30 protein-coding genes are annotated in these 26573 nt (G+C 72.4%); 10 read left to right on the plus strand and 20 right to left on the minus strand.

Features of this window, described 5'->3' with window-relative positions; all coding sequences use genetic code 11:
• Positions 1-4: 4 nt before the first annotated feature.
• The 8 genes from fliQ to ASG05_RS15850 all read right to left on the minus strand — a co-directional run bounded on the left by fliQ (position 5) and on the right by ASG05_RS15850 (position 5926).
• Positions 5-280 (minus strand): flagellar biosynthesis protein FliQ, encoded by a 276-nt coding sequence (gene fliQ / locus ASG05_RS08530; protein ID WP_056259768.1) that lies wholly within the window; start codon positions 278-280, stop codon positions 5-7.
• Positions 280-1326 carry a flagellar type III secretion system pore protein FliP gene (gene fliP, locus ASG05_RS08535; RefSeq protein ID WP_369814049.1) on the minus strand — a complete coding sequence of 349 codons (1047 nt, stop codon included), beginning with the start codon at positions 1324-1326 and terminating at the stop codon, positions 280-282. The genes fliQ and fliP overlap by 1 nt, the downstream gene beginning before the upstream one ends.
• Positions 1323-1940: a flagellar biosynthetic protein FliO gene (locus ASG05_RS08540; RefSeq protein WP_056259770.1), complete on the minus strand. Its 618-nt coding sequence runs from the start codon at positions 1938-1940 to the stop codon at positions 1323-1325. Before ASG05_RS08540 ends, fliP begins: the two co-directional genes overlap by 4 nt.
• 2 nt (positions 1941-1942) lie before the next feature.
• Complete coding sequence (fliN, locus tag ASG05_RS08545; protein WP_056259771.1) at positions 1943-2668, minus strand: flagellar motor switch protein FliN; 726 nt, start codon at positions 2666-2668, stop codon at positions 1943-1945.
• A complete protein-coding gene (locus tag ASG05_RS08550) occupies positions 2665-3612 on the minus strand; it encodes a FliM/FliN family flagellar motor switch protein (protein WP_235491442.1) in 948 nt (315 codons plus the stop codon). Before ASG05_RS08550 ends, fliN begins: the two co-directional genes overlap by 4 nt.
• A gap of 75 nt (positions 3613-3687) precedes the next feature.
• The gene (locus ASG05_RS08555; RefSeq protein WP_082486565.1) at positions 3688-4710 is read right to left on the minus strand and encodes a flagellar motor protein MotB; all 1023 of its coding nucleotides are present in this window, start codon (positions 4708-4710) and stop codon (positions 3688-3690) included.
• Positions 4707-5534: a motility protein A gene (locus ASG05_RS08560; RefSeq protein ID WP_056259774.1), complete on the minus strand. Its 828-nt coding sequence runs from the start codon at positions 5532-5534 to the stop codon at positions 4707-4709. Before ASG05_RS08560 ends, ASG05_RS08555 begins: the two co-directional genes overlap by 4 nt.
• 2 nt (positions 5535-5536) lie before the next feature.
• Positions 5537-5926: a flagellar FlbD family protein gene (locus tag ASG05_RS15850; protein ID WP_082486566.1), complete on the minus strand. Its 390-nt coding sequence runs from the start codon at positions 5924-5926 to the stop codon at positions 5537-5539.
• A gap of 214 nt (positions 5927-6140) precedes the next feature.
• Between ASG05_RS15850 and ASG05_RS08570 the strand changes: the two genes are divergently transcribed.
• From ASG05_RS08570 to ASG05_RS08615, 9 genes are all read left to right on the plus strand, one after another.
• Positions 6141-6440 carry a hypothetical protein gene (locus ASG05_RS08570; RefSeq protein WP_056259776.1) on the plus strand — a complete coding sequence of 100 codons (300 nt, stop codon included), beginning with the start codon at positions 6141-6143 and terminating at the stop codon, positions 6438-6440.
• The gene (locus tag ASG05_RS08575) at positions 6437-7693 is read left to right on the plus strand and encodes a hypothetical protein (protein WP_056259778.1); all 1257 of its coding nucleotides are present in this window, start codon (positions 6437-6439) and stop codon (positions 7691-7693) included. Before ASG05_RS08570 ends, ASG05_RS08575 begins: the two co-directional genes overlap by 4 nt.
• Before the next feature lie 772 nt (positions 7694-8465).
• Positions 8466-9653 carry a hypothetical protein gene (locus ASG05_RS08585; protein ID WP_157490143.1) on the plus strand — a complete coding sequence of 396 codons (1188 nt, stop codon included), beginning with the start codon at positions 8466-8468 and terminating at the stop codon, positions 9651-9653.
• On the plus strand, positions 9650-10171 hold the full coding sequence (locus ASG05_RS08590; protein ID WP_056259784.1) for a hypothetical protein: 522 nt from the start codon (positions 9650-9652) through the stop codon (positions 10169-10171). The genes ASG05_RS08585 and ASG05_RS08590 overlap by 4 nt, the downstream gene beginning before the upstream one ends.
• Before the next feature lie 80 nt (positions 10172-10251).
• Positions 10252-10797: a hypothetical protein gene (locus ASG05_RS08595; protein WP_056259787.1), complete on the plus strand. Its 546-nt coding sequence runs from the start codon at positions 10252-10254 to the stop codon at positions 10795-10797.
• A 100-nt stretch (positions 10798-10897) separates the two neighbouring features.
• Positions 10898-11485, plus strand: coding sequence for a hypothetical protein (locus ASG05_RS08600; RefSeq protein ID WP_056259789.1), 588 nt, complete (start codon positions 10898-10900; stop codon positions 11483-11485).
• A 387-nt stretch (positions 11486-11872) separates the two neighbouring features.
• Positions 11873-12511 (plus strand): YitT family protein, encoded by a 639-nt coding sequence (locus ASG05_RS08605; RefSeq protein ID WP_235491486.1) that lies wholly within the window; start codon positions 11873-11875, stop codon positions 12509-12511.
• A 117-nt stretch (positions 12512-12628) separates the two neighbouring features.
• On the plus strand, positions 12629-12898 hold the full coding sequence (locus tag ASG05_RS08610) for a DUF4190 domain-containing protein (protein ID WP_056259790.1): 270 nt from the start codon (positions 12629-12631) through the stop codon (positions 12896-12898).
• A 433-nt stretch (positions 12899-13331) separates the two neighbouring features.
• Positions 13332-14702 (plus strand): reverse transcriptase family protein, encoded by a 1371-nt coding sequence (locus ASG05_RS08615; RefSeq protein ID WP_056259792.1) that lies wholly within the window; start codon positions 13332-13334, stop codon positions 14700-14702.
• A gap of 159 nt (positions 14703-14861) precedes the next feature.
• Here the strand turns inward: ASG05_RS08615 and ASG05_RS08620 are convergent, their stop codons facing one another.
• From ASG05_RS08620 to ASG05_RS08675, 12 genes are all read right to left on the minus strand, one after another.
• Positions 14862-16031, minus strand: coding sequence for a flagellar hook protein FlgE (locus ASG05_RS08620; RefSeq protein ID WP_056259794.1), 1170 nt, complete (start codon positions 16029-16031; stop codon positions 14862-14864).
• A gap of 158 nt (positions 16032-16189) precedes the next feature.
• Positions 16190-16636 (minus strand): flagellar hook assembly protein FlgD, encoded by a 447-nt coding sequence (locus tag ASG05_RS08625; RefSeq protein ID WP_056259796.1) that lies wholly within the window; start codon positions 16634-16636, stop codon positions 16190-16192.
• Positions 16637-16648: 12 nt separating this feature from the next.
• The gene (locus ASG05_RS08630; RefSeq protein WP_056259798.1) at positions 16649-18574 is read right to left on the minus strand and encodes a flagellar hook-length control protein FliK; all 1926 of its coding nucleotides are present in this window, start codon (positions 18572-18574) and stop codon (positions 16649-16651) included.
• Positions 18571-19371 (minus strand): C40 family peptidase, encoded by an 801-nt coding sequence (locus ASG05_RS08635; RefSeq protein WP_056259800.1) that lies wholly within the window; start codon positions 19369-19371, stop codon positions 18571-18573. The genes ASG05_RS08630 and ASG05_RS08635 overlap by 4 nt, the downstream gene beginning before the upstream one ends.
• Entirely contained in the window at positions 19368-19826 is a 459-nt protein-coding gene (locus tag ASG05_RS08640) for a hypothetical protein (protein WP_200936792.1), read from the minus strand. The genes ASG05_RS08635 and ASG05_RS08640 overlap by 4 nt, the downstream gene beginning before the upstream one ends.
• Positions 19826-21169, minus strand: a complete 1344-nt coding sequence (locus tag ASG05_RS08645; RefSeq protein WP_056260762.1) for a FliI/YscN family ATPase — start codon at positions 21167-21169, stop codon at positions 19826-19828. Before ASG05_RS08645 ends, ASG05_RS08640 begins: the two co-directional genes overlap by 1 nt.
• A gap of 122 nt (positions 21170-21291) precedes the next feature.
• On the minus strand, positions 21292-22074 hold the full coding sequence (locus ASG05_RS08650) for a hypothetical protein (protein WP_056259802.1): 783 nt from the start codon (positions 22072-22074) through the stop codon (positions 21292-21294).
• A gap of 158 nt (positions 22075-22232) precedes the next feature.
• On the minus strand, positions 22233-23288 hold the full coding sequence (gene fliG / locus ASG05_RS08655; RefSeq protein WP_056259804.1) for a flagellar motor switch protein FliG: 1056 nt from the start codon (positions 23286-23288) through the stop codon (positions 22233-22235).
• Positions 23285-24976: a flagellar basal-body MS-ring/collar protein FliF gene (gene fliF, locus ASG05_RS08660; protein ID WP_056259805.1), complete on the minus strand. Its 1692-nt coding sequence runs from the start codon at positions 24974-24976 to the stop codon at positions 23285-23287. Before fliF ends, fliG begins: the two co-directional genes overlap by 4 nt.
• Positions 24976-25332, minus strand: a complete 357-nt coding sequence (fliE, locus tag ASG05_RS08665) for a flagellar hook-basal body complex protein FliE (RefSeq protein ID WP_056259807.1) — start codon at positions 25330-25332, stop codon at positions 24976-24978. Before fliE ends, fliF begins: the two co-directional genes overlap by 1 nt.
• Positions 25332-25727: a flagellar basal body rod protein FlgC gene (locus tag ASG05_RS08670; RefSeq protein WP_043596823.1), complete on the minus strand. Its 396-nt coding sequence runs from the start codon at positions 25725-25727 to the stop codon at positions 25332-25334. The genes fliE and ASG05_RS08670 overlap by 1 nt, the downstream gene beginning before the upstream one ends.
• Positions 25724-26071 carry a flagellar basal body protein gene (locus ASG05_RS08675; RefSeq protein WP_056259808.1) on the minus strand — a complete coding sequence of 116 codons (348 nt, stop codon included), beginning with the start codon at positions 26069-26071 and terminating at the stop codon, positions 25724-25726. Before ASG05_RS08675 ends, ASG05_RS08670 begins: the two co-directional genes overlap by 4 nt.
• A gap of 154 nt (positions 26072-26225) precedes the next feature.
• On the opposite strand from ASG05_RS08675, the gene ASG05_RS15855 reads away from it, so the two are divergent.
• A complete protein-coding gene (locus ASG05_RS15855; RefSeq protein ID WP_235491443.1) occupies positions 26226-26393 on the plus strand; it encodes a hypothetical protein in 168 nt (55 codons plus the stop codon).
• Positions 26394-26573: the final 180 nt, after the last annotated feature.

Consider the following 26573-nt stretch of genomic DNA (forward strand, 5'->3'; position numbering starts at 1 on the left):
GCCCCTACCCGCCGCTGAGCAGCTGCGGGATGCGGTCGAAGACGGTCGTCGTGAACGACACCATCTCGCTGATCATCCAGTGCCCGCAGACGACGAGGGCGATGCCCACGGCGACGGCCTTGGGCACGAACGAGAGCGTGACCTCCTGGATCTGCGTGATCGACTGCAGCAGCGAGATGGCGAACCCCACCACGAGCGAGGTGATCAGCACGGGCGCGGCGAGCTTGCCCGTGATGATGAGGGCCTGCATCGAGAGGTCGAGGACGGCGTTGGAATCCATCAGGCACCCACCTGGTAACTCTCGATGAGGCTCTTGATGATGAGTCCCCAGCCGTCGACGAGGACGAACAGCAGGATCTTGAAGGGCAGCGAGATCATCACGGGGGGCAGCATCATCATGCCCATCGACATGAGGGCGGCGCTGACGACGAGGTCGATGACGAGGAAAGGGATGAAGATGACGAAGCCGATGATGAACGCGGCGCGCAGCTCGCTGATCATGAACGACGGGATGAGCGTCAGCAGAGGCACGTCGGCCTGGCTGTCGGGGTTCGGCTGGCCCGCTGAGCGGGTCATCAGCGCGAGGTCCTCTTCGCGGGTGTGGGCGAGCATGAACTCGCGCAGCGGCGCGATGCCGGCGTCGATCGCGCCCTGCAGGTCGAGGCGGCCGTCGAGGTAGGGCTGCACGGCGTCCGTGTTGATGTGGGTCAGGATCGGAGCCATGATGAACAGGCTCAAGAACAGGGCCAGCCCGGCGAGCACCTGGTTCGGCGGGATCGACGGCAGCGCGAGGGCGTTGCGGGTCATCGCGAGCACCACGAAGATCTTCGTGAACGACGTCATCATGAGCAGCAGCGCGGGGGCGACGCTCAGCAGCGTGATGCCGATCAGGGTGACGACGGCCTGGCTGGGTGCCCCGTCGGGGCCGTTGATGTCGATGTTCAGGCCGCCGGTGCCCGTGCCGTCCGACGTCGTCTGGTCGGTCTCGGTGAAGTCGGTGGGCGTCGTGCCGGTGGTGCCCTCGGTGCCGGTGCCGTCCGTGGCCGGGGCCGTGGGGGCGGTGGGGGCCGTCGGGGCGACCGGTGCGGCGTTCGCCTGCTGACCGATCAGCATGACGAGGGCCGACGCCACGACGAGGGCGAGCAGCGTGACGACGACCGCCCGGGCGAAGCGCGTCTCGGCGAAGCGGACCGGGGCCGTGCCGACCACCGAGCGGCCGAGCGGGGCGCCGTGCAGGCCGTCGCGGAGCGTCGGGCGGACGAGCCGACGCAGGGCGACGGCGAAGGAGGGGCGGGTCGAGGGGGCGGACGACCGACGGCCGGTCATCCGGCTCGTCCGCTGCGGAGGGCCGCTGCCGCCTGGCGCCACGTGTCGGGGGCCAGGATCGAGCCCTCGATCGACTTCGCGGCACGGCCGCGGCCGCTGCGGCGCTCGGCGAGGTCGCGGGGCCGCGAGGCGGCGGCACGACGGGCGGCACCGCGGGGGCGGAGCAGTTCGGCGGGGGTGGAGTCGAGGGGGGTCGCGTCGACGTGACGGGCCGGCAGCTCGTCGCGGACCGCGGCGCTCTCGGCCGACAGGACGGACGCGAAGGCGACGGGCGCGATCGGGGTGACCCGCGCCTCCTGGGCCTCGGGCGCGACATCGTCGACGCGGGGCTCGGGGACGAGCGTGAGGGCACCGGCGTCGACCGGACGGTCGGCCGCGGCCAGCACGGTCACCGACGACTCGGTGACGCCGAGCACCAGGCGCTCGCCCTCGACGTCGACGACGACGACGCTCGCCTTCGCCCCGACGCCCTGACGGGCGACGACCGAGACCTGCGACGTGGCGCGGGTGCCCGCACGACCGCCCTTCACCAGGCGCTTCTGCAGCACCCAGAGCAGGGCGAGGACCACGCCCAACGAGAGGACGACCCGCAGGCCGACGACGACGGTGTCCACGATCAGGCGAGACCGTCGGCGACGTCGAGGATCTTGGTGATGCGGACGGCGTAGTCCTGGTCGACGACGACGACCTCGCCGTGCGCGATCAGGCGGCCGTTGAGCAGCACGTCGGCGGGCGCACCGGCCGAGCGGTCGAGCTCGATGACGGCGCCGGGCTCGAGGCCGAGGACGTCGCGGACCGACATGCGGGTGCGGCCGATCTCGACGGTCAGCGCCATCTCGACGTTGTTGATGCGGCCGAGGTTGCCGGTCGACACCGCGCCCGCGCTCGGCGACGCCGACGACGGGCCGGCGATCGTGCCGGTCTCGCGGAGGCGCAGGGCGAACCAGCCGGCGGGCTGGCCCGCGGCCGTGAGTTCGAAGACGACCGTCTCGGGGTCGGCGAGCAGGGCGTCGGCCGACTCGCGGCGGCTCTCGCCGAGCACTCCGGTGCCGAGCACGCCGGTCGCCGCCTCGAGGGCGGGGCGCAGCACGTCCGAGACCGACACCAGGGGGTTGTCGGTGCCCGCGGCGGCGGCGAGCTGGTCCATGTCGGTCAGGACGACCGCGGTGTCGGCCGAGACCGACCCGACGAACGACGTGACGACGACCGACGAGCCCGCGACGCTCAGACCGGGGGCGGACGCCGCGTCGACGGCCACGGCACGCAGCGGCGTGGGGGTCGGCAGCTGGGCGACCAGCGCCTCGGCCGCCGCGGTGTGCAGGGTGATGGTCGTGCCGGTCATGAGGTTCCTTCTTCGGTGCCGGTCAGGGAGGTGGAGACGACGATGCCGGCCAGTCGCGAGCCCGCGGCCCCGACGGCGGCACGCCCGACGGCCTGACCGTCGACGCTGATCTCGAGGGGGCGGTGCTGCGGGTGCGGCAGCGGCAGCAGGTCGCCGACGGCCAGCCCGAGCACGACGCTCGGCAGCACCGCGGCGGGGGCGAAGGTCAGCGAGACGCCGACCGGCACCGAGGCCAGCTGGGCGCCGAGCAGGTCGCGGGCGTCGGCGGCGTCGATCGTCGGGTTGGACTCGCCGAGCTGCGACAGCAGCACGTCGGCGGGGATCGCGACCGTGCCGGGCGCCACGCGCTCGCCGACGCGGATCTCGAACGAGGCCACGATCATCAGGTCGGACTTCTGCGCAGCCTGGGCGAACTGCGAGTTGTACTGGAACCCGCCGACGCTGATCGGGTCGGCGAGCATCGTGCCGAACGAGTAGCGCAGGTCGTCGAGGGCGTCGTCCATCAGGCGGCGGACGAGGGCCTGCTCGACCGGCGTGAACGTGCGCTCGGGCAGCGCCGTGGGCTTCACCGCGCCGAGCATGTGGCTGACCCAGGTGAGGGCGGCCGACGACGGGAACTGGATGACGGCCTTGGCCGAGACGCCCTCGAGTGCACAGAGCACCATCGCGGTGGTCGCCGGCAGCGACGAGGCGTACTCGTCGTAGGTGAGCATCTGCACCTGCTCGCAGGTGACCGACGACAGCACCCGCACCTTGGCGGTGAGCTGCGTGCCCCACTGGCGGGCGAAGGTGTCGAAGGCCAGCTCGAGGACGCGCGAGTGCTCGCGGGCGAGCGTCGTCGGGCGGCGGAAGTCGTATACCTCGACGGTCTTCTGCGGGCGCGCCGACGCACCGACCGTCACGGTCGTCGCGGTGCTGCCCGTCGGGGCGTCGAGGAGTGTCACGGACGGAGCTATCGGCCCACCCCACCTGAGCGTTAGCCCAGGATCACGCGTACCCCCCGTACTGGGTCGACGGGGTCAGTGCCCTGACGTCTCCTCCTTCTCGGTCGCGTGCTCCTTCGTCTCGGCCTTCGGCTGCTTCTGCGCGGGAGCCTCGGCCGTGGTCGAGGTGTCGGCCGCCTGCTGGACGGTGGGGTTGCGACCGTCGGTCACCGCGCCTCCCCCGGCGGCCGCCGCCTGTTCGAGCTGCGGCAGCAGGGCGCTGACCGCGTCGGACTGGTTCGACAGGACGACGATGTCGACGCGACGGTTCGCGGCGAGGTCGGCGTCGGCCGTGCCGGTGCTGAGCGGCCGCGACGAGCCGTAGCCGACGGACTGGATGTGGTCGGGCGCCATGCCGCCCCGCTCGACCAGGTCGCGCAGCACCTGGGTGGCGCGGGCGGACGAGAGCTCCCAGTTGGTGGCGAAGGGGGCGGTCGAGCTGCGCTGGTCGGCGTGGCCCTCGACGGACACGTCGTGGCCGGCGGTCTTGAGGACCGGGCCGATCGCGTTCATCACGCTGACGGCGGTGCCGCTGAGGTCGGCGCTGTTCGTGCCGAAGAACGTCTCGGACCCGATCAGGCGGATCGTCAGCCCGCGGGCGTCGACCGCGAACTCGACGTCGCTGCTGAGGCCAGAGCCCTCGAGGTTCGCCGCCACGGCCGCCTTGATCGCCGTGAGGTCGTCGAGCTCGGCCTGCGCCGCGGTCGAGGCGGCGGCGGCCTGCTCGGCGGTCTGCTCCTCGCCCGACGCGGCCGTCTTGCTCATGTCGGTCTCGGTGCCGGTCGAGTAGCCCGCGCCCTCGGGCGTGACGTCGTCGGCGGCGACGACCGTGCCCGAGGCCGTGTCGATCTTGCCGACCTCGGTCTGGCCGAAGCCGGTCGCGAGCGAGTTGCGCAGGGCCATGTACTTGTCCTGGTCGACGGTCGACATCGCGTAGAGCACGATGAACATGCACATGAGCACGGTGATCATGTCCATGTACGAGGCCATCCAGCGCTCGTCGGGGTGCTCGTCCTCGCCGTGCCCCTTCTTCTTCCGGGCGCCGCGCGAGCCGCTCATGCCGCCAGCCCCTGGTCGTCGCCGGCCTTCTTCGCGCCGACCTTCGCCTTGGCGCCCTTGCCCGCCGCGCCCTCGAGCGCGTGGGTCGGCACCATCGCCTTGAGGCGTTCGCCGAGGAGGCGCGGCTGGCTTCCCGCCTGGACGGCCAGCACCCCCTCGAGCAGCAGCGTCATGCGGGCCTCGTCGAGGTCGGCGAGCTTCTTCAGGCGGGCGCCGAGCGGCAGCCACAGGAAGTTCGCCGTCAGCAGGCCCCACAGGGTCGCGACGAACGCCGCGGCGATCATGTGGCCGAGCTTGTCGGGCTCGGCGAGGTTCTCGAGCACGTGGGTGAGGCTGACGACCGTGCCCACGATGCCGACCGTCGGGGCGTACCCGCCGAGGCTCATGAAGAACTTGCTGGCGGTGCGGTCGGCGGCGAGGCGGGACTCCATCTCGTCCTCGAGCAGGATGCGCAGCTCTTCACCGTCGGTGCCGTCGGCGATGTTCTGCAGGGCGCCCTTCATGAAGGGGTCGTCGAGCTTCTCGGCCTCCTGCTCGAGCGAGAGCAGGCCCTCGCTGCGGGCTTTCTCGGCGAGCGAGACGACGCCGTCGATGACCGACTGCGGCGGGACGACCTTGCCGGTGAACGCGCGGGGGATCTTCTTGAAGCTGAGGATGGCGTCCTTGATCGTCGTGCCGGCGATGCCGACGCCGATCGTGGCACCGAAGACGAGGATGATCGGGGCGGGCAGCAGCAGCCCGGCGATGCTGACGCCCTCGAGCTGGATCATGCCGAACAGGGCGCCCAGCGCGAGGACGATGCCGATGATCGTTGCGGGATCCACGGTCAGCGTCCCTGCGTGGTGTCGGACGGGGCGTGCACGGCGGGAGCCTGCACGGGGGGACGGAACTCGGTGACGCGACCCGCGCCTCCTGAACCGCTCGAGCCGCCCGAGCCGCTCGAGCCGCGGACGATGCCGAGCTGGGGGCCGGTCGAGGTGCGGTTGCCGAGCGCCCGGCTGGCCGGCGCGGTCGCGGAGGGCTCGTCGTAGGCGAGCGAGACGATGCGAGCCCGGTAGCGGGCGATCATCTCGATGACCTCGGCCATCGGCTCGGTCACGACGTACTTGGCGCCGTCGACCATGATCAGGACCGTGTCGGGCGTCTCGTGGATGCGCTCGATGAGGTCAGGGTTGACAGCGAATCTGCTGTCGTTGAGTCGCGTGACGACGATCATCGGCCCGTCCTAGGTCTGTGTCCGCTGCCTCCGTCCGTGGGGGCAGGTGTCGCTGCTCGTCCTGAGCGGCTACGGAGCACTATCGGCCGGTGGTGGCGGGGCGTTAGGTGTGGGGGTTCGGCGGCATCGCAGGGAGTTGTCCCCAGGGCTGCCGCTGCGGCCATCACGTTCGCTATGGTGTGTGACATTGCTCATATCGACGAGGGGAGCCGCCGTGGCGCGGTACATCGACATCGATCTGGAGGCGCTGGCCGCGTTGTCGCGCGACCTCCAGACCCTGCACGCCGAGCTGTCGTCCGGCAGCGCCGGTGCCGCGAGTGACGGCATCGGCTCGCCACGACTGCGGTCGGCCGTCGAGGCGTTCTCCGACGACTGGGCGATCGCCCGCGGGCGCATGCTCGAGTCGGTCGCGGCGGTGGGCGCCATGGCCGAGAGCGCCGGCAAGACCTTCACGCAGGTCGACGGCGACCTCGCCCGGGCCCTCGAGCCGTCGGACGCGGCGGGTGCGTCGTGAGTCGCCCGTGGGACTGGAGCCCCCTCGACCTGCCCGCCCACCCCGTCCCCGGTGATCCGACCGAGATCCGGTCGTCGGCCGCCGCCGCTCGGGCCACGGGCACGTCGATCGAGACGCAGTCGCGACGGTTGCGGCGGTTGGCGAAGGCCGACGGGTGGGACTCCGAGTCGGGGCGCACCTTCACGACGTCGGCCGAACCCCTCGCCGACGCGATCGACCGGGCGAAGCAGCGCTACCTCGATCTCGCCGCCGCCCTCGACACGTACGCGGACGGCCTCGACGACCTGCAGCGGCAGGCCGATCGAGCCCGCCTCGACGCCGACGACGCGAAGGAGGCGCGGCGCACGGCCGACAGGTTCGTCGTCCCCGGCGAGACCGACCCCGTCGAGGTCGAGCGACAAGAGGCGGCCCGGACGCGGGCCGTCGAGCTCGCCGACGCCGACCTCGCCGACGCGAAGGCGGTGATCACTCGCCTCGTCGGCAGCGGAGGCGACGCCTCGGGCGAGTACGGCGCCCTCAACGACCGCGCGATCGCGGCCATCCGCCTGGCCGGCGACGACGAGCTGCGCGACACCTGGTGGGACGGGGTGAAGCAGGTGGTGCACGACGCGCAAGAAGCCCTGAACATCACCAAGGACGTCCTCAGCATTCTCGGCTTCGTCCTCGGCCTCGCCGCGATGTTCGCCGGCCCCTTGGCTCCGCTGTTGCTCGGACTCTCGATCGCCGTGGCGGCCCTCTCACTCCTGATCACGCTGGCCCAGGCCGTGGCCGGCGACGCGACACCCGCAGACGTGCTCGGTGACATCGCCAACCTCGGGATGGCCTGCGTCGGCCTGGGCGGACTCCGCGCTGTCAGCCGGGCCGTGACGGCCACGAAGACGTCGGTGACCCACTCCGGGGCGGCCGTTCGAGCCAACGCGGCCGCACCGAAGCATGCCAATGCCGTCAGGGCGCAGGCTCGTCGTGAGCTCTTGGCCCGAGCGGATGCCATCGGACGCAATCCGACGGTCCGATTCGTGGACGAGCTGGTGGGCGGCGGTGGCCTCGAGCTCTTCCTCGTCCGACGCCTGGCACGGGGTGGGCCTTCCGCCACCGCCCACTACGGCCCCGGGATGCTCTGGGCTGGCATCAGCGGACCAGTGGGACTCGTGGGACACGTCGGAGACGTGGTCACGATCAAGACGATCGTGTCCGACCTCACCGACGGGTCGTATCGACAGAAACGACGCGAACCGGTCGTGGGCTCCCTGTGAGCGAGACCTTCTCGCTCACGTTTCCCGCGTCCTGGCGACGTGCCGATCTGAGGAACGACAGCTCGGTCGAATGCGAACGACTGGCCAGGGCAGCGTTCGACGGACTCCCCGACAGGGATTCTCGGGACGTCACGTTGGCGCGGCGCCGCTACCGAGAGGCCCTCGTGACACCGGTCACGCGAGCACGTGCGGTCGGCGCACTCGATCTGTACTTCTTCGCCGGAACATCTCGGACGGGCATCGGACCGATGTCGCTCATGTCGCTCGTCGTGCGTGCGGGCCCGCAGGAGGGCGACCCGACCAGGGCTCTGCTCCGACTGGGACTTCCCCCGTCTTCCATCGGAGCTCTCGAGGACGCAGAGGTCGCCTGGTCTCGATGCGTCCAGCGGGTGAGCCGATCGGTGCACGAGTGGACAGGTGTCCTGCACGACGCGTTCGACCTCGATGCGATCGCTGCAGGAACAGCGAGGACGTCGGCTTCCTTGTCGCAGGGCACCGTCCACTACGCGACGGACATCCGGGACTCACCGGGAAACTTCCTCGTCCTGTCCGGGTCCACTCTCGGGACGTCGCTGCTCGGAGCGCAGATCGCCCATCTCGACTCGATCGTCAGGACGTTCTCGTGGACGGGCTGACGTCGACACGGGCAGCGGTCCCCTTCGTCACCGCTACGTCGAGGAGCCCCCTCCTGGCCGGGGCTCGAGCGCACGTCGCTGCTGGACTCGACGATCGGGGCGCCCTCGTCCTCGTCGATGCTCGGGGGCGCCTCCGCGTGCTCTCCCCCCGAGAGGACGTCATCCGGGTCGGCTGGAGTTCGTCGGAGTCGCAGACGTTTCCGCTGACGCCGTTCGGCCAGGAGGGCGCAGCGTGGATCGAGACCCGACAGGGCACGTTCGTCTGGCCCCTGCACGAATGGTGGCCGGGGCACAGATACCTGCGTCCCGACCTCATGATGCGGAGTGCCGGCTTCGCGTCACTCGCTGAGCAGCTCGACGTACCCCTGGTCGCTGCCGACCCGTTCCTGTCGGGAACCCCGGCCCCCGGCGACCTCGTCCTCGTCGGCCTCCGACCCACTCGAGAGAAGCGCTTCTGGCTCGGCGTCGAGGTGGCTGCGACAATCACGGTCGTTCTCGCGTTCGTCGTGGTCGCCGTGACCTCCTGGCTGACCGTGCAGCTGAAGGACGCGTCACCCTTCGTGGTCGGTGAGACCGTTCTCAGCGTCGCACTCGCCTGCACGGGTGTGACGGTCTCGGCGTCCTGTGTCGAATGGCTACCGGTCCCGACGAGGCGCTACCGCCGCGAACACGCCGTCCGCCCCCGATCGCCGCGACGCTTCGCGCACCGAGCCTGTCTCTGGGCGGAAGCAGACGGGTTGCACCTGCGAGATCAACTCTCCGTGAGCATGGCCTTCGTCACAGGCACCCGCCGGGTGGCCTCCGACACCGAGTTGGTGTCGTACGCCCTTCGTTCTCGCAAGACGGCGGGGTCCCTCGCGCTCGTCGACCGTTCGGGGGTCGAACGAGTGACGTTGCCCATGACGCTCTGGGCCCCGGACGACACCAGTCGCAACCGTTTGTTCGAAGTCCTGAACTCGGCCGGACTCACGAAGACGCAGCTGCCCGGGCCAGCGCCCCAGCAGGCCTGTTCGTTCGGGCCCGAGTTCAACCGGGGGCTGCACGTCGACGCAGCCGCCGGGAACAGTGCCTTGCAGACACGAATGCTCGCCCCGAGCATCCGCCTCATCGCCCTGTCGATCGTGGGCGTGGTCTTCCTCCGCTCCGGCGCTGGCCCGACTCTCGAGTCCTCGCAGACCGAGCTGCTCGTCGGGGTGGCGACGGTCTCCACGGTCATCTCGGTCGTCGCGTTCACGAGCGTTCTCGCCCGCCTGATCGCCATGTCCCGATCGACGTCTCGGACGACTCGAGAGGTCCAGGGCTCACGAACTGGGGATGCTCCGTGAACATCACCTTCACCCATGACGACGCCTGGCGACTCGTACACGACAGGCACTCGCCCCAGCGCGTCGATCTGTCCGACGGTGGAGGGCTGCAGGGTGTGGAAGAGCTCATGGCCGCATTGGTGGACTTCGACTTCGCCTTGGCGCGCATCGACGCCTCAGCCGGCCTGATCGGCTGGGCCGCAGTGGTCATCGTGCAAGACGCCGAGGATGTCTCCTGTCCGCACCTCGATGCTCTCGGTCGAGGCCGGAGGATCGACCGACCCGACCACGACCACCCCTCGACGATCATGGGCCCCGCCTGCCGAACCGAGAACGTGCGCATTCTCGGACCCTGCCTGGACCCGACGTCGTGTGCTGCGGTCACGCGCGTCACGTGGTCCTGGGTCGTCCCCGATGCGGACGGTGCCCGCCAGGTCGTTCTCCTCGTCACCGAGTGCCCCCACCCCCGACCCGCGGATCTCGTCGTACCCGAGGTCGACGACATCGCGCGGCACCTCCGGATCTCGAGGTCGGCGTGAGTGATCAGGCGTCACCGACGTGGAAGGGCAGCGGTGTGAATCGTGTTCTGCGTCCACGGTGGCGACACTACGCACGAAACGTGATCATCTCAGTCGGGTCAACGGGCCTGATCCCGTTCACCGTCCGGGATTCAGCGCTGGGCTGGGCGCTTGCCGCAGTAGTCCTGGCATTCGTCCTCGGTGGCATCAGCATCTACATGTTGACCACCCGCGTCATCTTGCTGGACGACGGATTGAGCTACTCACGCTTCTTCGTGGCTCGACACATCGCGAGGACACGCCCGACTTCGGGGATCTTTGCCAACGTTGACGGCCCTCGGCCCGTTCTCCGGCTCATTCTGGGACGGGGCAGGCAGCCGATCATGCGGCTGACCGGCGCCTGTTGGTCCACTCCCGACCTGGAACGGATCTCGCGCCACTTTCCACTCAGGTACTCCAACGGGAACGGCCTGTTGAGCCCTGCGGAGGCAGACGCCTTGGCGCCCGGCATGCTGTCGCCGTTCCAGCGGCACCCTTGGGCGACGCTCGTCATCACCGTGTGCCTGACGATGGTCGCCGCGGTCCTTCTCGGCCTGGCCATCTGGTCACTCAGAACTCCCTCGGTCGTCGCGGCGTCGAGCGCATGACGAGCGAGCCAGCCACTTTCGTCAACCATCTCGCGAGAGGCCTGTCTTGGCGTCCTGAACCCCGATCCCCACACCGAACCTCCCCACAGAAAGAATGTGCATGAACGCGACGACCACCCCGCCCGTGACATACCGCCCCGACTGGTCGCACTTCTGGTCGAAGGCCAAAGCTCGCCTGATCTTCATTCCCGTGGCGTTCCTCCTCGGCGGATACCGCCTGGGTGGTGCGTTCATCCCCGTCGTCATTGCGACGATCGCCATCGCAGGGATCGGACTGTGGCTGTATCTGCGAACGACGCGCCTCACGGTGTCCGACAGTGCCGTGAGCAGACGCAGGTGGGGACGCACCACGACGGTGGAGCTCGACGGCTCACAGCGCGGAATCCTGTGCACCCTCAACCTGGGTGTGCAGAACCTCGCATACCTCACCGTTCGGGACGGCAAGGGCCGCCGCATCGTCCTCACCGAGGCCAACTGGCCCGGCGAACAGTTGCGCGCGATCGCCCAGCATGCACGGCTCACGATCATGCCCGCCGATCAGGTCTTCTCGGGCAAGAAGGCCGCCCAGGTCGTCCCGGGCGTCATTCCGATCACTACGCGACGCCCGGTGCTCTGCGCCCTCGTGGCGCTCGTCGCCTTGCTCGCCGTCATCGTGCCCTTCGCCGTCGTCGTGGCCGGCGCGGCCTGACCACTGCTGCACGACACCGTCGAGTGGACGAGACGCCGTCGAGTGCGGCGGCGTCTTGTCCACTCGACGGTGCGGCAGGCTGGGCGGCAGGCGCGGCAGGCCGCGCGGCAGGCGGGCGCGGCGCGTCACGTGCGCGAAACGAGGGGCTGGCAGGATGTGCCGGTGACCCACGAACCCCTCGACGAGTCGCGCCCCGGCACCACCCCCGCCGCCCGCGCCGACGACGTCACCACCGCCTCCTCCCCCGCCGCCCGCGGCTACGACGCACCGACGACGAGCGCCGCCAGACCGGGCGCACCCGACGCCTCGTCGGCCCCGACCGAGTCGTCGCCCGCCGGGCTACCGGACGCCGCGACGCCCGACGCCGTGGCCCCCGCCCGCCACGGCATCGACGACCCGGCCCTGACCGGCTCGATCGAGACCGTCGACACCACCAAGCACACGCTCGGCGAGAACGTGATGGGCGTCGTGACCGGCGTGTTCCTCGCGTCGTTCGGGCTGTTCCTGCTGAAGGCCAGCGGGGCGGTCTCGGGCGGCACGGCGGGCCTCGCCCTGCTGACCAGCTACGCCACGGGCTGGACCTTCGGCGTCCTGTTCGTCCTGGTGAACGTGCCGTTCTTTGCCCTCGCGGTGTGGAAGAAGGGCTGGCCGTTCACCCTGCGCACGGTGCTGACCGTGGTGATGCTGTCCGCGTTCTCGTACCTGCACCCCCTGATGTTCGACATCGACGGCATCAACCCCGTCTACGGCACCCTCGCCGGCAACCTGCTCGTCGGCGTCGGCCTGCTGATCCTCTTCCGCCACGGGGCCAGCCTCGGCGGCATCAACATCCTCGCCCTCGTCCTGCAAGAACGGGCCGGGCTGCGCGCCGGCTACGTGCAGATGGGCTTCGACGTGCTGATCGTCCTGACCTCGCTGACCGTCGTCTCGCCCTGGATCGTCCTGCTCTCGGCCCTCGGCGCCGTCGTGCTCAACCTCGTGCTGGCGATGAACCACAAGGCCGGTCGGTACGTCGGCCACACGTGATCTCAGGTTTCTGTCAGACTTCCGTGCGCGACCGGTCTGTTTGAGGCATTCTCGTCTCAAAGCGGTCCATCTCGTCTTGCCTCACGTCACCCGACGTCACCACACCTAGGAGTCCTCATGTCCAACACCGCCATGCCCCAGTCCGCCGGCAGTGCCGCGCGCTACAACGTCCTCTCGATCGTCGGGTTCATCCTCGCGTTCGTCTTCAGCCTCGCGGGCCTCATCGTCAGCCTGATCGCCCTGTCGCAGATCAAGAAGACCGGCGAGCGCGGCCACGGCCTCGCCCTCGCCGGCGTGATCCTCAGCGCCGTCTTCATCATCCTGAGCATCGTGTACGTCGTCGCCGTCGTGCCCGCCCTCATGAACTCGATGCCGACGACCTACTAGTCGTCGAGCCCCGGCACCACAGCCGGGCAGCCGAGGAGGCGCGGCGTCTGCAGGGCAGGCACCGCGCCTCCTTCGCGTCCCGGGCGGGCACCCCGGCCGGCACCGGCTCCACCCCGCGAGGGATCACGGGCGTCGGTGGCCTCCGTTAGCGTGACCGCATGCGACGGTGTCTCGGCGAGGTGGGCGGCACGCGCGTCGTGCCCTCCTCTCCGGGGCTACCCCGGGGCACGCAGATCGACCACGGCACCGCTCCGCCAGCCCGAGACCGCGCTCCGCGCGGCGAGGGGCCCGCACCGATGCACGAGTCGCCGAGGCACCGCCGCACCCACCCCGACCCCGTCGTCCCCGACGCGGCCGCCCGCGCCACCGGCCGGCGGACCGCCGACCGGCGAACGGCAGCCGGGCTCGCAGCCGTCGCGCGAACGGCGACCGGGTGAGCGGCCCCTCCCCCGCGTCGGCGGCCCTGGCCCGCGAGCCCGACCCGGGGCCCGACGCCGTGGCCGTCGGCCTCGCCGACGCCCTGCTCGCCGCCGAGTGGACGGTCCGTGGGCTCACGGCCGCGGCCGGCGAGGCGATCGACGGGCCGACCCGGTTCTGGCGGCCCCTGGCCCGCGCTCTCGTCCGTGCCCTGCCCCGCGCACCCCACGACGACCCGCGGACCCTCGTCACCCTCATCGCCCGCGACCCGGCCTTCGGCGACGCAGTGGCCGACGCGAGGGTGCACGGCCGCCCGCTGCGCATCGTCCACCACGCGCCGGTGACGCAGGAGGCGCGCTCGGCCGACCCGCGCCTCCTGCGCGTGGGCACCGTGGCCGACGTCGCCCGACTGCTGCACCTGACCGTGGGCGAGCTCGACTGGTTCGCCGACCCCGGTCGCTGGAACCGCCGCGTCGAACGCGGACCCCTGCAGCACCACCGGTACGAGTGGCGCACCCGCCCCGGACGCACGCCACGGCTGCTCGAGGTGCCCGGCTTCCGGCTGCGCGACCTGCAGCGCATCGTGCTCGACGAGGTGCTCGCCGCGGTGCCGTTGCACGACGCGGCCCACGGATTCGTCCCGGGGCGAGGCGCGATCAGCGGTGCCCGCCGACACGTCGGCCGCGAGGTCGTCATCGCCCTCGACCTGACCTCGTTCTTCGCCCGGGTGACCGCCGGGCAGGTGTTCGGCGCGCTGCGTCGCGAGGGGCTGACCGACGCCGTCGCCCACGTGCTCACCGGGCTGTGCACGAACTCCGTGCCGCCGGGCGTCCTGTCGGGCATGCCCGCCGGCGGCAGCCCCGAGCAGCGCTCGGCCCTGCGCCACGCGCTCTCGGTCGCCCACCTCGCCCAGGGCGCGCCGACCTCGCCGGCGCTCGCGAACGTCGCCCTGCGACGACTCGACTCGCGGCTGGCCGGGTACGCCTGCGCGGCCGGGGCGACCTACACGCGCTACGCCGACGACCTCGCCTTCAGCGGCGACGCGACGCTCGCCGGGCGAGCCGACGCCTTCGTGCGGGGCGTCGGACGCATCGTCGGCGACGAGGGCCACGAGCTGAACCCGGCGAAGACCCGCGTGCGCGGCGCGGCGACGCGGCAGGTCGTCACCGGGGTCGTCGTCAACCAGGGCACGAACACGGTGCGCTCCGAGTACGACCGGCTGCGGGCCGTGCTGCACAACGCGGCCCGCACCGGCCTCGAGGCGCAGAACCGGGCCGGGCACCCCGACTTCGCGGCCCAGCTGTGGGGTCGCATCGGCTGGGTCGAACAGCTCAACCCCGAGCGCGGGGCCCGGCTGCGCGCCGCGTTCGCGCGCGTCCCCCGGTGACGCGCGCCGCGCCTCCTGACCGGCACCGCGCCTCCTGACTGGCGCCGCGCTTCCGCATGACGAACGCACCGCGTTCCGTGCAGCGCACCGCGACGAGATCGGGTGCGGTGCACGGAACGCGGTGCGAAGGGTGCGGTGGGCCGCCGCAGCGTCCTGCGACTAGCGCTTGAGGTTCGTCAGCTCTTGCAGCACCTCGTCCGAGGTGGTGATGATGCGGGCGTTGGCCTGGAAGCCGCGCTGGGCGACGATCAGGTTGGTGAACTCCTGCGAGAGGTCGACGTTCGACATCTCGAGCGAGCCGCTGGCCAGCGAGCCGATGCCGGGCGAGCCGGGGGCGCCGACCGTCGCGGCACCCGAGTTGGCGGTCGCCCGGTAGCCCGAGTTGCCCTCCTTCTCGAGGCCGCCGGGGTTGGCGAAGGTGGCGAGGGCGACGCGGCCCAGGGCGACGGTCGACCCGTTGCTGAACTGGCCCATCAGGGTGCCGTCCTTCGAGAGCGAGAAGCCCTGCAGGGTGCCGGCCGCGCGACCGTTCTGGTCGGTGATCGAGGTCGTGTTGAGCGCAGCGAAGCCGGTGACGCCCGACAGGTCGACGGTGACGCCGTTGAGGTTGAGTGCCGCCGCGCCGGTCTGCTTGCCGTCGGTGAAGGCGAGCGAGGTCGTGGCCCCGCCATTGCCGTCGGTCGCGCTCGCGTCCCAGCCGCCGGTCGTGCGGGTGAAGGTCAGGGTCAGGGTGCGCTCGAGGCCGTTGGCGTCGAAGACCTTCGTGTCGCGGACGATCTTGTCGCCGACCGCGGACTCGCTCGGCAGGTTGCCGCCGACGGTCGCACTCGAGGTCGCCGAGGCCGGGGCCGCCGCGTTCAGGGGCAGCGTGATGTCGCCGAGCGCGCCTCCGTCGTTGATGACGCCGTTGGTCGCCGAGTAACCCTGCACGATCTTGCCGTCGCCCGAGACGAGGCGGCCGTCGGCGTCGAAGTCGAAGGCGCCGGCCCGCGTGTAGACGGTGTCGTTGCCGAGGCGCGTGACGAAGAAGCCGTCGCCCGAGATCATCAGGTCGGTCGCCTTGCCGGTGGCCTGCGCCGAGCCCTGCGAGAAGTTGGTCGAGATGCCGGCGACCTGCACGCCGAGGCCGATCTGGGCGGGGTTCGTGCCGCCGATGCCGGTCTGCGGGCCGCCCGCGCCCTGCGTGATCTGCGACAGCGTGTCCTGGAACTGGGTGGTCGACGACTTGAAGCCGGCGGTGTTGACGTTGGCGATGTTGTTGCCGGTGACGTCGAGCATCGTCTGGTGCGACCGGAGGCCCGAGATGCCGGAGTAGAGGGAGCGGAGCATGGGTGCTGCCTTTCAGCTGGGGAGAACTCTGGAGGCGCGTCCTGCGCGGGTGGGTCCGGTCGCGTCCTGCTCCCGGTGTGGTTCGAGGGGTGCTGCTGGTGGTGCTGGTGCTGCGGGTGTCGCGGGTGCTGCGGGTGTCGCGGGTGGTGCGGGTCGAGTCACGCCTTCGTGGCGGCGATGCCCGAGACGAGATCCAACGCGACCTCCTTCCCGCCGACCGTGACCTTCGGGACGGCCTCGGCGAACGACACGCTCGTGGCGGTGCCCGTCACCTCGGCGCCGTCGGCGCCCGTGTAGCTGACCTCGCGACCGACGAGGTTCGAGGCGGCGATGCGCATCTGCAGCGAGAAGTTCTCGTTGGCCGTCGTCGTCTGGGCCGTGACCTGCTCCATCATCGCCAGCTGGGTGGTCTGCGACATCATGGCGTTGGTGTCCATCGGGGTCGACGGGTCCTGGTTCTTCAGCTGCGTGACGAGCAGCTTCATGAACATCTCGCTGTCCATCGTGTTCGACGTCGAACGGCTCGAGCCGCCCTTCGCGGCATTGGCGGCGGCGATCTGGGTCGCGACGTCGACGGTTCCCGATATCTGGTCGATCGAGGGCATGGGGTCTCCGGTTCAGGCCAGGACGTCGATCGACGTCGAGAGGGACGAGGAGGCGCGGGCACGGTCGACCGCACCCGTCGCGTCGAGGGGGTCGGTGGCGTCGCGCAGCGCGCGGGCGGAACGGGCAGCGTCGCGCACCTGACGGCCGGAGCCGCCGTCGGCGCCGGCCTGGGCGCCGGCCGCTCCGGCCTGGCCGGAGCGGTCGCCCCGGGGGTCGGACGGCTGGTTCTGGGACGAGAGGTCGACGCTGGTCTGCTGACCCGCGCCTCCCTGGCCCGTGCCAGCCGCGTTCGCGGCCGTCGCGAGGTCGCGGCGCAGGTCGCCGAGGATCGCCCGGACGGCGTCGCGACCGGCGTCCGACGCCGCGAACATCTCGACGTGCAGGCCCTGGGCCGAGACGTGGGCGCGGACGGTGACCGGGCCGAGCGCCTCGGGGGCGACGTCGACGGTGACCACGTGCACGCCGGGGCCCGCGGCCGCCAGCGTGAACAGCGGGCGGGAGAGCTGCTGCGTGAGCGGCGCCGGCTGCGTGGCCGCCGAGGCCGTCGTCGCGGACGAGGAGGCGCTGGTCGCAGGGGCCGCGGACGTCGCGCCGACCCCGGGGACGGCGAGCACGATCGGGTCGACGGGTGCGGTCGCCGGGGTCGACGCCGAGGCGGTGGCGGCACCGGGCACCGTCGACGACGAGGTCGAGGGACCGGACGTGCCGGCTGCGCCGGTCGAGCCGGTCGCGCCGGTCGCGCCGGTCGCGCCGGACGTGAGGGTGGCTGACGAGGCGAGGGGGCCGCCGTCCGACGACGCGGCGGTCGAGGGGGCAGGGCTCGCGGGTGCTGATCCGGTACGGACCGGATCACCGCTGACGGAGGACGCGTCGGGACGGACGGACGATCCGACACGGGCCGGATCGAGCGGGCTCACCGGAGTCGACTCGGCGGGAGTGCCGGCTGCGCCCGCGCTCGCTGCCCCCGTGCCGTCGGTCGCGGACGGGGCCCCGATCCCGACGGACGAGGAGGCGGCGAGGGCCGCGGGCGCGACGGTGGCGGCGGGCAGAGCGATCCCGGCGGCAGCAGCAGCGGAGGCAGCAGCTCCGGTCGAGGTGACGGCGGACGACGACGCGGCGCCCGAGCCGGCGACAGACGGGTCGGGCACCGAGTCGGTCCCGGGTGCCGTGGAGGCGGTGGCGGACGCGGGCACGGCGGACGTCGACGAGGCGCCCGATCCGGTACGGACCGGATCGCTGGTCACGGCCGGGGCGTCACCGGGGGTCGACGCTCCGGTGCGTGCCGGATCGCCGAAGGCGGAGGGGCGCGACGAGAGCGCGGCCGAGGCCGTCGGGGCCGAGGCCGGGTCGGTGAGGGCCGCAGCGGAGAGGGCCGCAGCGGCGCCGAGGGCGGAAGCGCCGAGGCCCGTGCCGGTGAGACCGGCGGCAGTCTCGGGGACCGTCTCGCCGGCGGCGACCGTCGACGCGGCGGACTCGCCGTCCGTCGTCGGGGTGGGCTCGTCGGCGGCCGTCGCGGTTCCGGGCTCGCCCGCTGCACCAGTCGACGCCGAGGTCGCATCGGCGAACGACCGGCGCCACGGTGAGACGGACGCAGGGTCGAGCGACGACGAGGCCACTGCTTCGTCCGAGACGGGGGTCGAGGCCTCCCGGGCGACCGGGGTGTTCCGGTCCGCGGTGCGGGCGGCGTTCCGGTCGGCGTTCCGGTCGGCGTTCTTGTCGACCGGGCGGCCGTCACGCTCGGCGGGCCCGGCGTCACGCCGGTCGGCGGCCCGGGTCGACGCGTGCTCGTCGCGCATGGCCGCGCCGAAACCGGCCGCGGCCCGGTCGGCGTCTCGTGCACCACCGGCGCCCGGCGCACGCGACCCGGCGGGGGCGCGCAGCGACGACGCGTCGGACAGCGCGGGAGGCGCGAACGGCAGCGCACGGGACAGGCTCACGAGGCCACCCCCGCGCTCATCAGCTTCTGCAGGGCCGCGGTCGTCAGGTCGGTCCCCGACGACGCCGCACCCGACGCGCCGGACAGACCCGAGAGACCCCCGAGGCCCGACAGACCCGACGAGCCCGACAGACCCGAGAGACCGGACAGGCCGGACAGGCCCGACAGCGCCGACGACGCGCTCGACGCCGACGCGGCACCCGCCGTCCCCTCGGCCGGCACGATCCGCCTGATGGTGCCGAGGTCGGAGTCCTTGTACCAGTTGTCGACGATCTGCACGTCCTTGCCCGGGCGGGGTGCGTGCAGCACCTTGCCGTCGCCGAGGTAGATCACGATGTGGCCCTCGCCCTTGGGCACGAGCAGGTCGCCGGGCTTCGCCTCGGCGAGCGACGACACCTCGGCGCCCATCTTCGCCTGGTCGGGCACGACGCGCGGCATGCTGACGCCGAGGTCCTTGAACACGGTCTGCACGAGGCCCGAGCAGTCCATGCCCGTGCGGTCCTCGCCGCCGAACACGTAGGGCACCCCGAGGTACTTCTTCGCGGCCTCGACGACGTCCGAGCCGTCGGCACCGCTGCCGCCGGCGACCGATCCGGCCACGGCGTCCACGGAGGCGCTGGTCGCCGTCGCGCCCGTGCCGGAGGTCCCGGCGAGGGCGTCGGCGAACGCCGTGGCCGACGTCGTGGACGCGGCGGTGGCCGTCGCGGTCGTCGCCGCACCGGTCGCTCCCGCGCGCAGCTGGGCGATGGTCGACTGGATGTCCTGGATTCGTGACAGGACCTCGGTCACGGGGCTCACGCCGCGCCTCCTGGGTTCTCGGGGTCGGTGCCGGACGGCGAGCCGTCGGGCCGGGGGCGCGAGGCGATCTCGTCGAGCGCGATCTGCTCGTCGCGCAGGTCGGCGGCCGCCTCGGCCGCCACGTGCACGGCCTCGAGCTTCTCGAGGCCGAGCGCGGCACGGCGGGCCTCGGTGAAGGCCGCCTGTGCGGCGTCGGCGTCGGCCTGACGCCGCTGCGTGACCGCGTCGAGCTCGGCGAGCATGCCGCGAGACGAGGCCCGCGATGCCGCCAGGGCACTCAGCATCGCCGCGTCGGTGACCTCGGACGGCTCGTCGGCCAGGGTGCGCTTGGCCCGCATGCGCTCGTCGGCGGCCTCGCGGAGGCGATCGTTGGCGTCGGCGAGGACGGCCCCGGCCTGGTCCTGCTGGGCGTGCCGCAGCCTCAGCAGGCCGAGCAGCGAGAACGGGCGGGCCATCAGATCCCTCCGAGGCGCGAGGTCAGCGAGGCCAGGGCGTTCCACGAGTCGGCCGAGGCCGCGCGGTCGTCCATGCCCTGCTGCAGGAACGCGTCGATGGCGCCCTGGTGGTCGACGGCCGCGTCGACGAGCGGGTTGCTGCCCCGCTGGTAGGCGCCGACGTCGAGCAGGTCCTGGGCGGCGCGACGCGCGGCCATGACCTTGCGCAGCGTGGTCGCCGCGGCGCGCTGGGGCGGGCTGGTCACCTTCGACGCGACGCGCGACACCGAGCCGAGGGCGTCGACCGACGGGAAGTGCCCCGTGACGGCGAGCTTCCGGTCGAGCACGACGTGCCCGTCGAGGATGCTGCGGGCGGCGTCGGCGATCGGCTCGTTGTGGTCGTCGCCGTCGACCAGCACCGTGTAGAGGCCGGTCACCGAGCCGACGCGGTCCGTCCCGGCGCGCTCGAGCAGGCCGGCCAGCACCGAGAACGTCGACGGCGGGTAGCCCCGGGTCGCGGGCGGTTCGCCGACCGAGAGGCCGATCTCGCGCTGGGCCATCGCCACGCGCGTGAGCGAGTCCATCATGAGCACGACATCGGCGCCCTGGTCGCGGAACGACTCGGCGATGCGGGTCGCGACGAACGCGGCACGCAGACGCATCAGGGCGGGCTCGTCGCTCGTCGACACGACGACGATCGAGCGGGCGAGGCCTTCGGGCCCGAGGTCGTCCTCGAGGAACTCCCGCACCTCGCGGCCGCGCTCGCCGACGAGGGCGATCACGCTGACCTGGGCGTCCGAGCCGCGGGCGATCATCGACAGCAACGACGACTTGCCGACGCCCGAGCCGGCGAACAGGCCGACGCGCTGGCCCTTGCCGACCGTGGTCAGGGTGTCGAGCACGCGCACGCCGAGCTGCAGGGGCGTGTCGATGCGGGCGCGGTGCATGGCCGACGGGGTCTCGTGGTCGAGCGGCACGAGGTCGACCCGGCCGCCGTCGGAGCCGACGAGCGGCCCCTTCCCGTCGATCGGTCGGCCGAGGCCGTCGAGCACGCGCCCGAACAGGCCGGTGCCGGTCGGGACGAGCAGGGGTCGCCCGGTCGAACGGACGGGCGTGCCCGTGGTGATGCCTGTCAGGCGGCCGAGCGGCATGCAGCGGACGCCGTCGGGGGTGGTCGCGACGACCTCGGCGAGGTCCGAGCCGGCGTCGGCGCGTCCGTCGCCGACCGAGACGATCTCGCCGACGGCCGCGTCGAGGCCGCGCACGGTGAGGCCGAGGCCGACGGCCGAGCTGACCCGGCCGACGCGCTGCGGGCGGGACGCGGCACGGGCGGCGGCGAGGCGCGGGGCGACGACGGCCGGCACGCGGGGGCGACGCGCGTCGACGACGGCGACGCCCGCCGAGGCGGCGACGTCGCCCGTCGCGGTGAGGGCAGCAGACAGGGTGAGGGCGGGAGGCGCGGTGAGGGCAGGAGGCGCGGTGAGGGTCACGAGGCGCCCCCGTCCGACGCCGGGTCGCCGAGCAGCGCCGTCCGGGCACGGTCGAGCGCCGTGCCGAGTCGGGCGTCGACCTGGCCGACGCGCAGCTCGGCCTCGGCGTCGCCGCGGGCGAGGGAGGCGTCCGCCACGAACGCCACGTCCGCGGCGACGGAGTCGAGCGTCGCGGCGTCGAGCTGCGCGAGGTCGGCGGGGTGCAGGCGGACGGTCACGACATCGCCGGGGTCGGTCACGGCGAGCGCCCGGGCGACGGCCGCGCGGGCGGTGCGCCCGGCGCGGGGGTCGGCCGGGGCGGGGTCGGCGGTGCGCGTCGACGGGTCGGTGGCACCCGCGCCCCGGGCGGTGGCGTCGGCCCCGGGCGAGACGGCGTCGACGGACTCGGAGGCACGCAGTTCGTACCCGAGGACCGCCTCGGCGAGCTCGAAGGCGGTCGCGACCAGCGCCTCCTCGGCGTCGTCCAGCACCGGGGCGACGCGGGCGTCGAGGGCCCGGGCCGAGGCGGCCAGGGCCCCGACGGCGGACACGGTCGCGGCCTGCAGCCGGTGCAGCAGGTCGGAGTGCTCGGCCTCGAGCACGGCGCGGCGGGCGGCGAGTTCGAGTTCGGCGGCGCGGAGGCCGGCGGCGTACCCGGCGGCGTGACCGCGGGCCTCGGCCCGGGCGTCGTGCGCCTGACGGGAGGTGGCGGCGTCGGACCCCGGCAGCGAGACGGACGGGTAGCTGACGCGCGCGAAGGCCGGGGCAGCGCCCTCGGGGGTCATCACGGATTCGAGCATCACGGGCCGTTCGGCGTTCGGGGGTGACGGCCGATCCGTGGCCTGGGGTGGGTGAGCGATCCGTGCTCAGAGGCGACTCTCGGCCTGCGGCCGGTGGGCGTTAGCCCTCGCCCCGAAGGGGGGCCGCCGTCCCGCACCGGCGCGGGACGGCGGGTGGGCTACTCGACGAGGGCGTCGTCGTCGGAGCGATGCATGGTGATCGCGCCCATCGCCTCGAGCTCGCGGATGGCGCGCACGACCGACGCCCGCGCCTCCTCGATCTGCGACTTGCGGACCGGGCCCATCGACTGCAGCTCGTCGTCCAGCAGTTCGCGGTTGCGCTCGGACACGTTGCCGCGGATGACCTCGGTCACCGCGGTCGGCGCACCCTTCATCGCCGTGGCGAGGATCGCCGCGTCGATGCCGCGCAGCACCTGCTGGATGTCGCGCGACTCGAGCTTGACGACGTCCTCGAAGGTCAGCATGCGCGAGCGGACCTCCTCGGCCAGCTCGGGGTCGCGTTCGTCGAGGCCCTCGAGCAACGCCTTCTCGGTCGCCACGTCGCTGCGGTTCAGGATCTCGATCAGCGGCTGGATGCCCCCGACGACCTCGACCTGTTCGCGCGGCGCGACGACGGCGCCGGCCCGCACCTTGAGCGTGGCCGCGACGATGCCGACCGACTCGGGCGTGGCCGTGCCCATCGTCGCGATGGCCTGGGCGACGTCGGCGCGCAGCTCGACGTCGAGGCCCGACATCACGGCGGACGCCTGCTGGGGGCGCAGGTGCGCGAGCACCAGGGCGATCGTCTGCGGCAGCTCGCCGTCGAGCAGCGTCACCACCTGGCCGGCCTCGGCCTCGTCGAGGAACTCGAACGACTTGCCGGCCATGTTCGACGCCATGCGTTCCATGACGCCGGCGGCACGCTCCGAGCCGAACGAGGCCTCGAGCAGCCCGACGGCGACGTCGTGGCCGCCCCGGCGCTGGTAGCGGCCGCTGACGCTGAGGTCGTGGAACTCGGCCACGGTCGCGTCGGCGAGCGACGGGTCGACGCGTCGCAGGCGCACGATCTCGGCCGCGATCTCTTCGGCCTCGACCTCGCTGAACTCCTTCATGACGGCGGCGGCGCGGGCCTGGTCCATCTGCATCAGGATGACGGCGACCTTCTGCGACCCGGTCAGCGGCTTGCCGACGCCGGGCGCCGCGGGGGCGCCGAACGCGGTGGGGACGAGGCTCATGCGGGCTGCCGGTCGTCCATCAGGCCGCGCAGCAGCTCGGCGGTCTTGCCCGGGTCGCGCTCGGCCATCGCGTCGATCTCGGCCCGGCGGCGCTCGGCCGAGACGAACTCGGGCGAGGGCGTCGGGGCGTCGACCTCGAGCAGCTCGGTCTTGGCCTCGCCCATGCCGGGCAGGGTCAGGCGCGAGGTGGCGACGGCGTCGTCGAGCGACAGCGGCATCGTGGCGTCCCAGGTCTGGGCGCCGTTCTGCGGGGCGAGCTCGCCGAGGTCGACATCCTCGCGGTCCTGGCGACGGCTGCGGCGGGCGAAGACGATCAGGCCCACGACGGCGGCGATCGCGATGGCCGCGACGATGCCCACGGTGCGGATCGTGCCCCACATGGCCTCGCTCGCGCTCGCCGCGTCGGTGGCCTTGAGCGCCTCGGCGGCGGCGTCCGCGGCCGTCGTGTCGAAGTCGACCTGGGCGACCTGCACGGTGTCGCCGCGGGCCGCGTCGATGCCGGCGGCGGCGCTGACGAGGTCGCGCACGCTCTGCATGTTGACGCCGTTGGCCGCGGCCGAGTTCAGCGCGACGGACACGGTCTGTCGGCTGACCTCGCCGGCCGGCACGTTCAGGCTCTCGGTGACCTTGTCGACGGCGTTGTTCTTGGTGGTCGACTCGTTGGTGTAGCCACCGTCGGCGCCGGTGCCGGTGCCGGCCGTGGTCGTGCCGTCGGTGCCGGTCGGCACGGCGATGTTGTCGGGGCCGAGCACGCCGGTCGCGCCGGTGCCGCCGGCACCGTTCGCACCCGAGCCGTACTCCTCGGTCGAGCCCGACTCGTTGAGGGCGATCGGGCCGCTCTCGGGCTGCGAGAACGACTCGGTGACCTTGGTGCCCGAACTCTGGTCGAGGTCGGCGGCGACCACGACCGACGAGTTGCCCGGGCCGACCATCTTGTCGAGCATCGCCTGCACCGAGGCCTGGACCTTCGACTCGTAGTCGCTCGCGTCGCCGCCCGCGCCTCCCACGGCTCCGCTGCCGACGGCCGACAGCACCGTGCCCGAGGCGTCGGTGACGGCCACGTCGGTGGCCTTCATGCCCTCGACGGAGGCGCTGGTCAGGTTGACGATGGCCTGCACCTGCTTGGAGTCCAGCGTCGCGCCGGCCCGCGTCTCGACGAAGACCGAGGCGGTGGGGTCGCGCTGCTCCGAGACGAAGACCGAGTCCTCGGGGATCGCGAGCTGGACGCTGGCGTTCTGCACGCCGTCCATCGCCTTGATCGTGTTGGCGAGCTCGCCCTCGATGGCGCGCTTGTAGGTGACGTTCTGCTGGAACTCCGACGAGGTGACGCCCATCGTGTCGAGCAGCGAGTAACCGCCGTCCGCGCTCGCGGCGGGCAGCCCGGCGGCGGCGGCCTTGAGGCGCTCGTCGTAGACGACGCCCTCGGGCACGAGGATCGTGCCGCCGCCCGCGGTCAGCTGGTAGGGCACGCCGTCGGCCTGCAGCAGCTCGACGATGGCGCTCGCGTCGGTGGGGTCGATGCCGCTGAACAGCGGCGTGTAGGTCGGCTTGCCCAGCCAGCTGACGAGCGCGACGACGCCCAGCACGAGGGCGGCGAGCAGGATGACGGCGATCGTGCGCTGCGCGACCGTGAAGCTCTTCAGGGCGGCACCCAGCTTGGCGAGCTGGCCCTTGACGGCGGTGGGCATCAGGCCTGCATCCTCATGATCTCGTTGAAGGCGTCGACGCCCTTGTTGCGGACGGCGCTGACCAGCTCGAGCGTCACCTGGGCGCGCGTCGCGGCGATGGTCGCGTCGTGGATGTCGGTCAGGTCACCCGTGACCGCCTTGACGGCGAGGGTCTTCGCCTCGGACTGCAGCTGCTGCAACCCCTCGACGGCACCGGTCATGGTCGCGCCGAAGGTCGCGCCGGAGGCCGAGGAGGCGCCGGTCGTGCCGGTCGCGCCCGTCACGTCGGACGCGCCGCCGGCCCGCATCAGCGAGCCCACGTCGGCGTAGCCCGACTGCTGCACCGCCCCGAGGGCCTGGATTCCTGCGATGGGCATCAGCCACGTCCGATCTGGAGTGCGGCCTCGTAGGCCGTCTTGGCACGGTCGACCACGGCGGCGTTGGCCTGGTAGCCACGCTGCGCCATGATCAGGTCGCCCATCTGGGCGCCGAGGTCGATGTCGGGCATGCGCACGTACCCCTCGGCGTCGGCCAGCGGGTGGTCGGGGAGGTACGTGACGCGGCCGGCCTCGCTGCCGTAGCGGTCGGCCTTGACGAAGACGCCCGAGGTGCCGGCGCCCTCCTGCACCTCGACGTAGCGGGCCTGGAACGCGGTGTCGTCCATCGACTTGACGGTGTTGACGTTGGCGATGTTGTCCGAGACGGCGTCGAGCCACTTGCGGTGCACGGTGAGGCCGGTGCTCGCGATGCCGATCGCGTCGAAGGCGGTCACGAGTTCGTCCTGAACGCGGCGCGGACGGCCGTCAGCTCGGAGTTCATGGCCTGCGTGGCGAACTGGTACCGCAGCACGGTGTCGACGTTCGACAGGGTCTCGGTGTCGAGGTTCACGTTGTTGCCGTCGAGGCGCGTGGGCTCGAGGCTGCGCGACGTGGACGCCTGGACCGCCCCGCTGCCGGCCGCGACCGACCGGCCCAGCGCCTCCTCGAACTGCACCCGCTTGGCGGTGTAGTTCGGCGTGTTGACGTTCGCGATGTTCGCGGCGATCGTCTTCTGGCGCAGCGAGAGACCGTCGAGGGCGCTCTGCAGCGCCGCTTGCGTCACGGATTCGAGTGGCATGCCTGTCCCGGTGGGGTCGGTGGAGTGCGGGGGGCCGATCCGTGGCCGGGGTGTGCGAGCGATCCGTGCTCACGGCGCTCTATCGGCGGGGCACGGGGCGACGTAAGCGGCGGGCGGGCAGCTGCCCCGTAGTGGGGGCGCTTGGCCTGGCCGCATGACGAAGACCCGCCCCCACCTCGTCGACGACGGCGACGTGATCACCTCGGCCGGGGTGTCGGCGGGCATCGACATGGCGTTGCACTTGGTGGCGCGCCTCGGCGGGGTGGAGCGCGCCCGGCAGGTGCGGCGCGGCATCCAGTACGACCCGCTGCCGCCGGTGTGAGCCGCCCCGCGCCTGCTCGCTCCACCGGACGGCCGCTGCGGCCGCGTCGACGTACAGCCAGGGAGGGACGAACTCTCCTTCGCTGATCCGGTACGTACCGGATCAGCGGCGGAGGGACAGGAGGGGGAGGAACTCTTGACTGGCAGCAGGCGATGGAAGGTGGAGCGGAGACGAGGGCGG

It is taken from the genome of Frigoribacterium sp. Leaf186 (assembly GCF_001423905.1).
Taxonomy (GTDB): domain Bacteria; phylum Actinomycetota; class Actinomycetes; order Actinomycetales; family Microbacteriaceae; genus Frigoribacterium.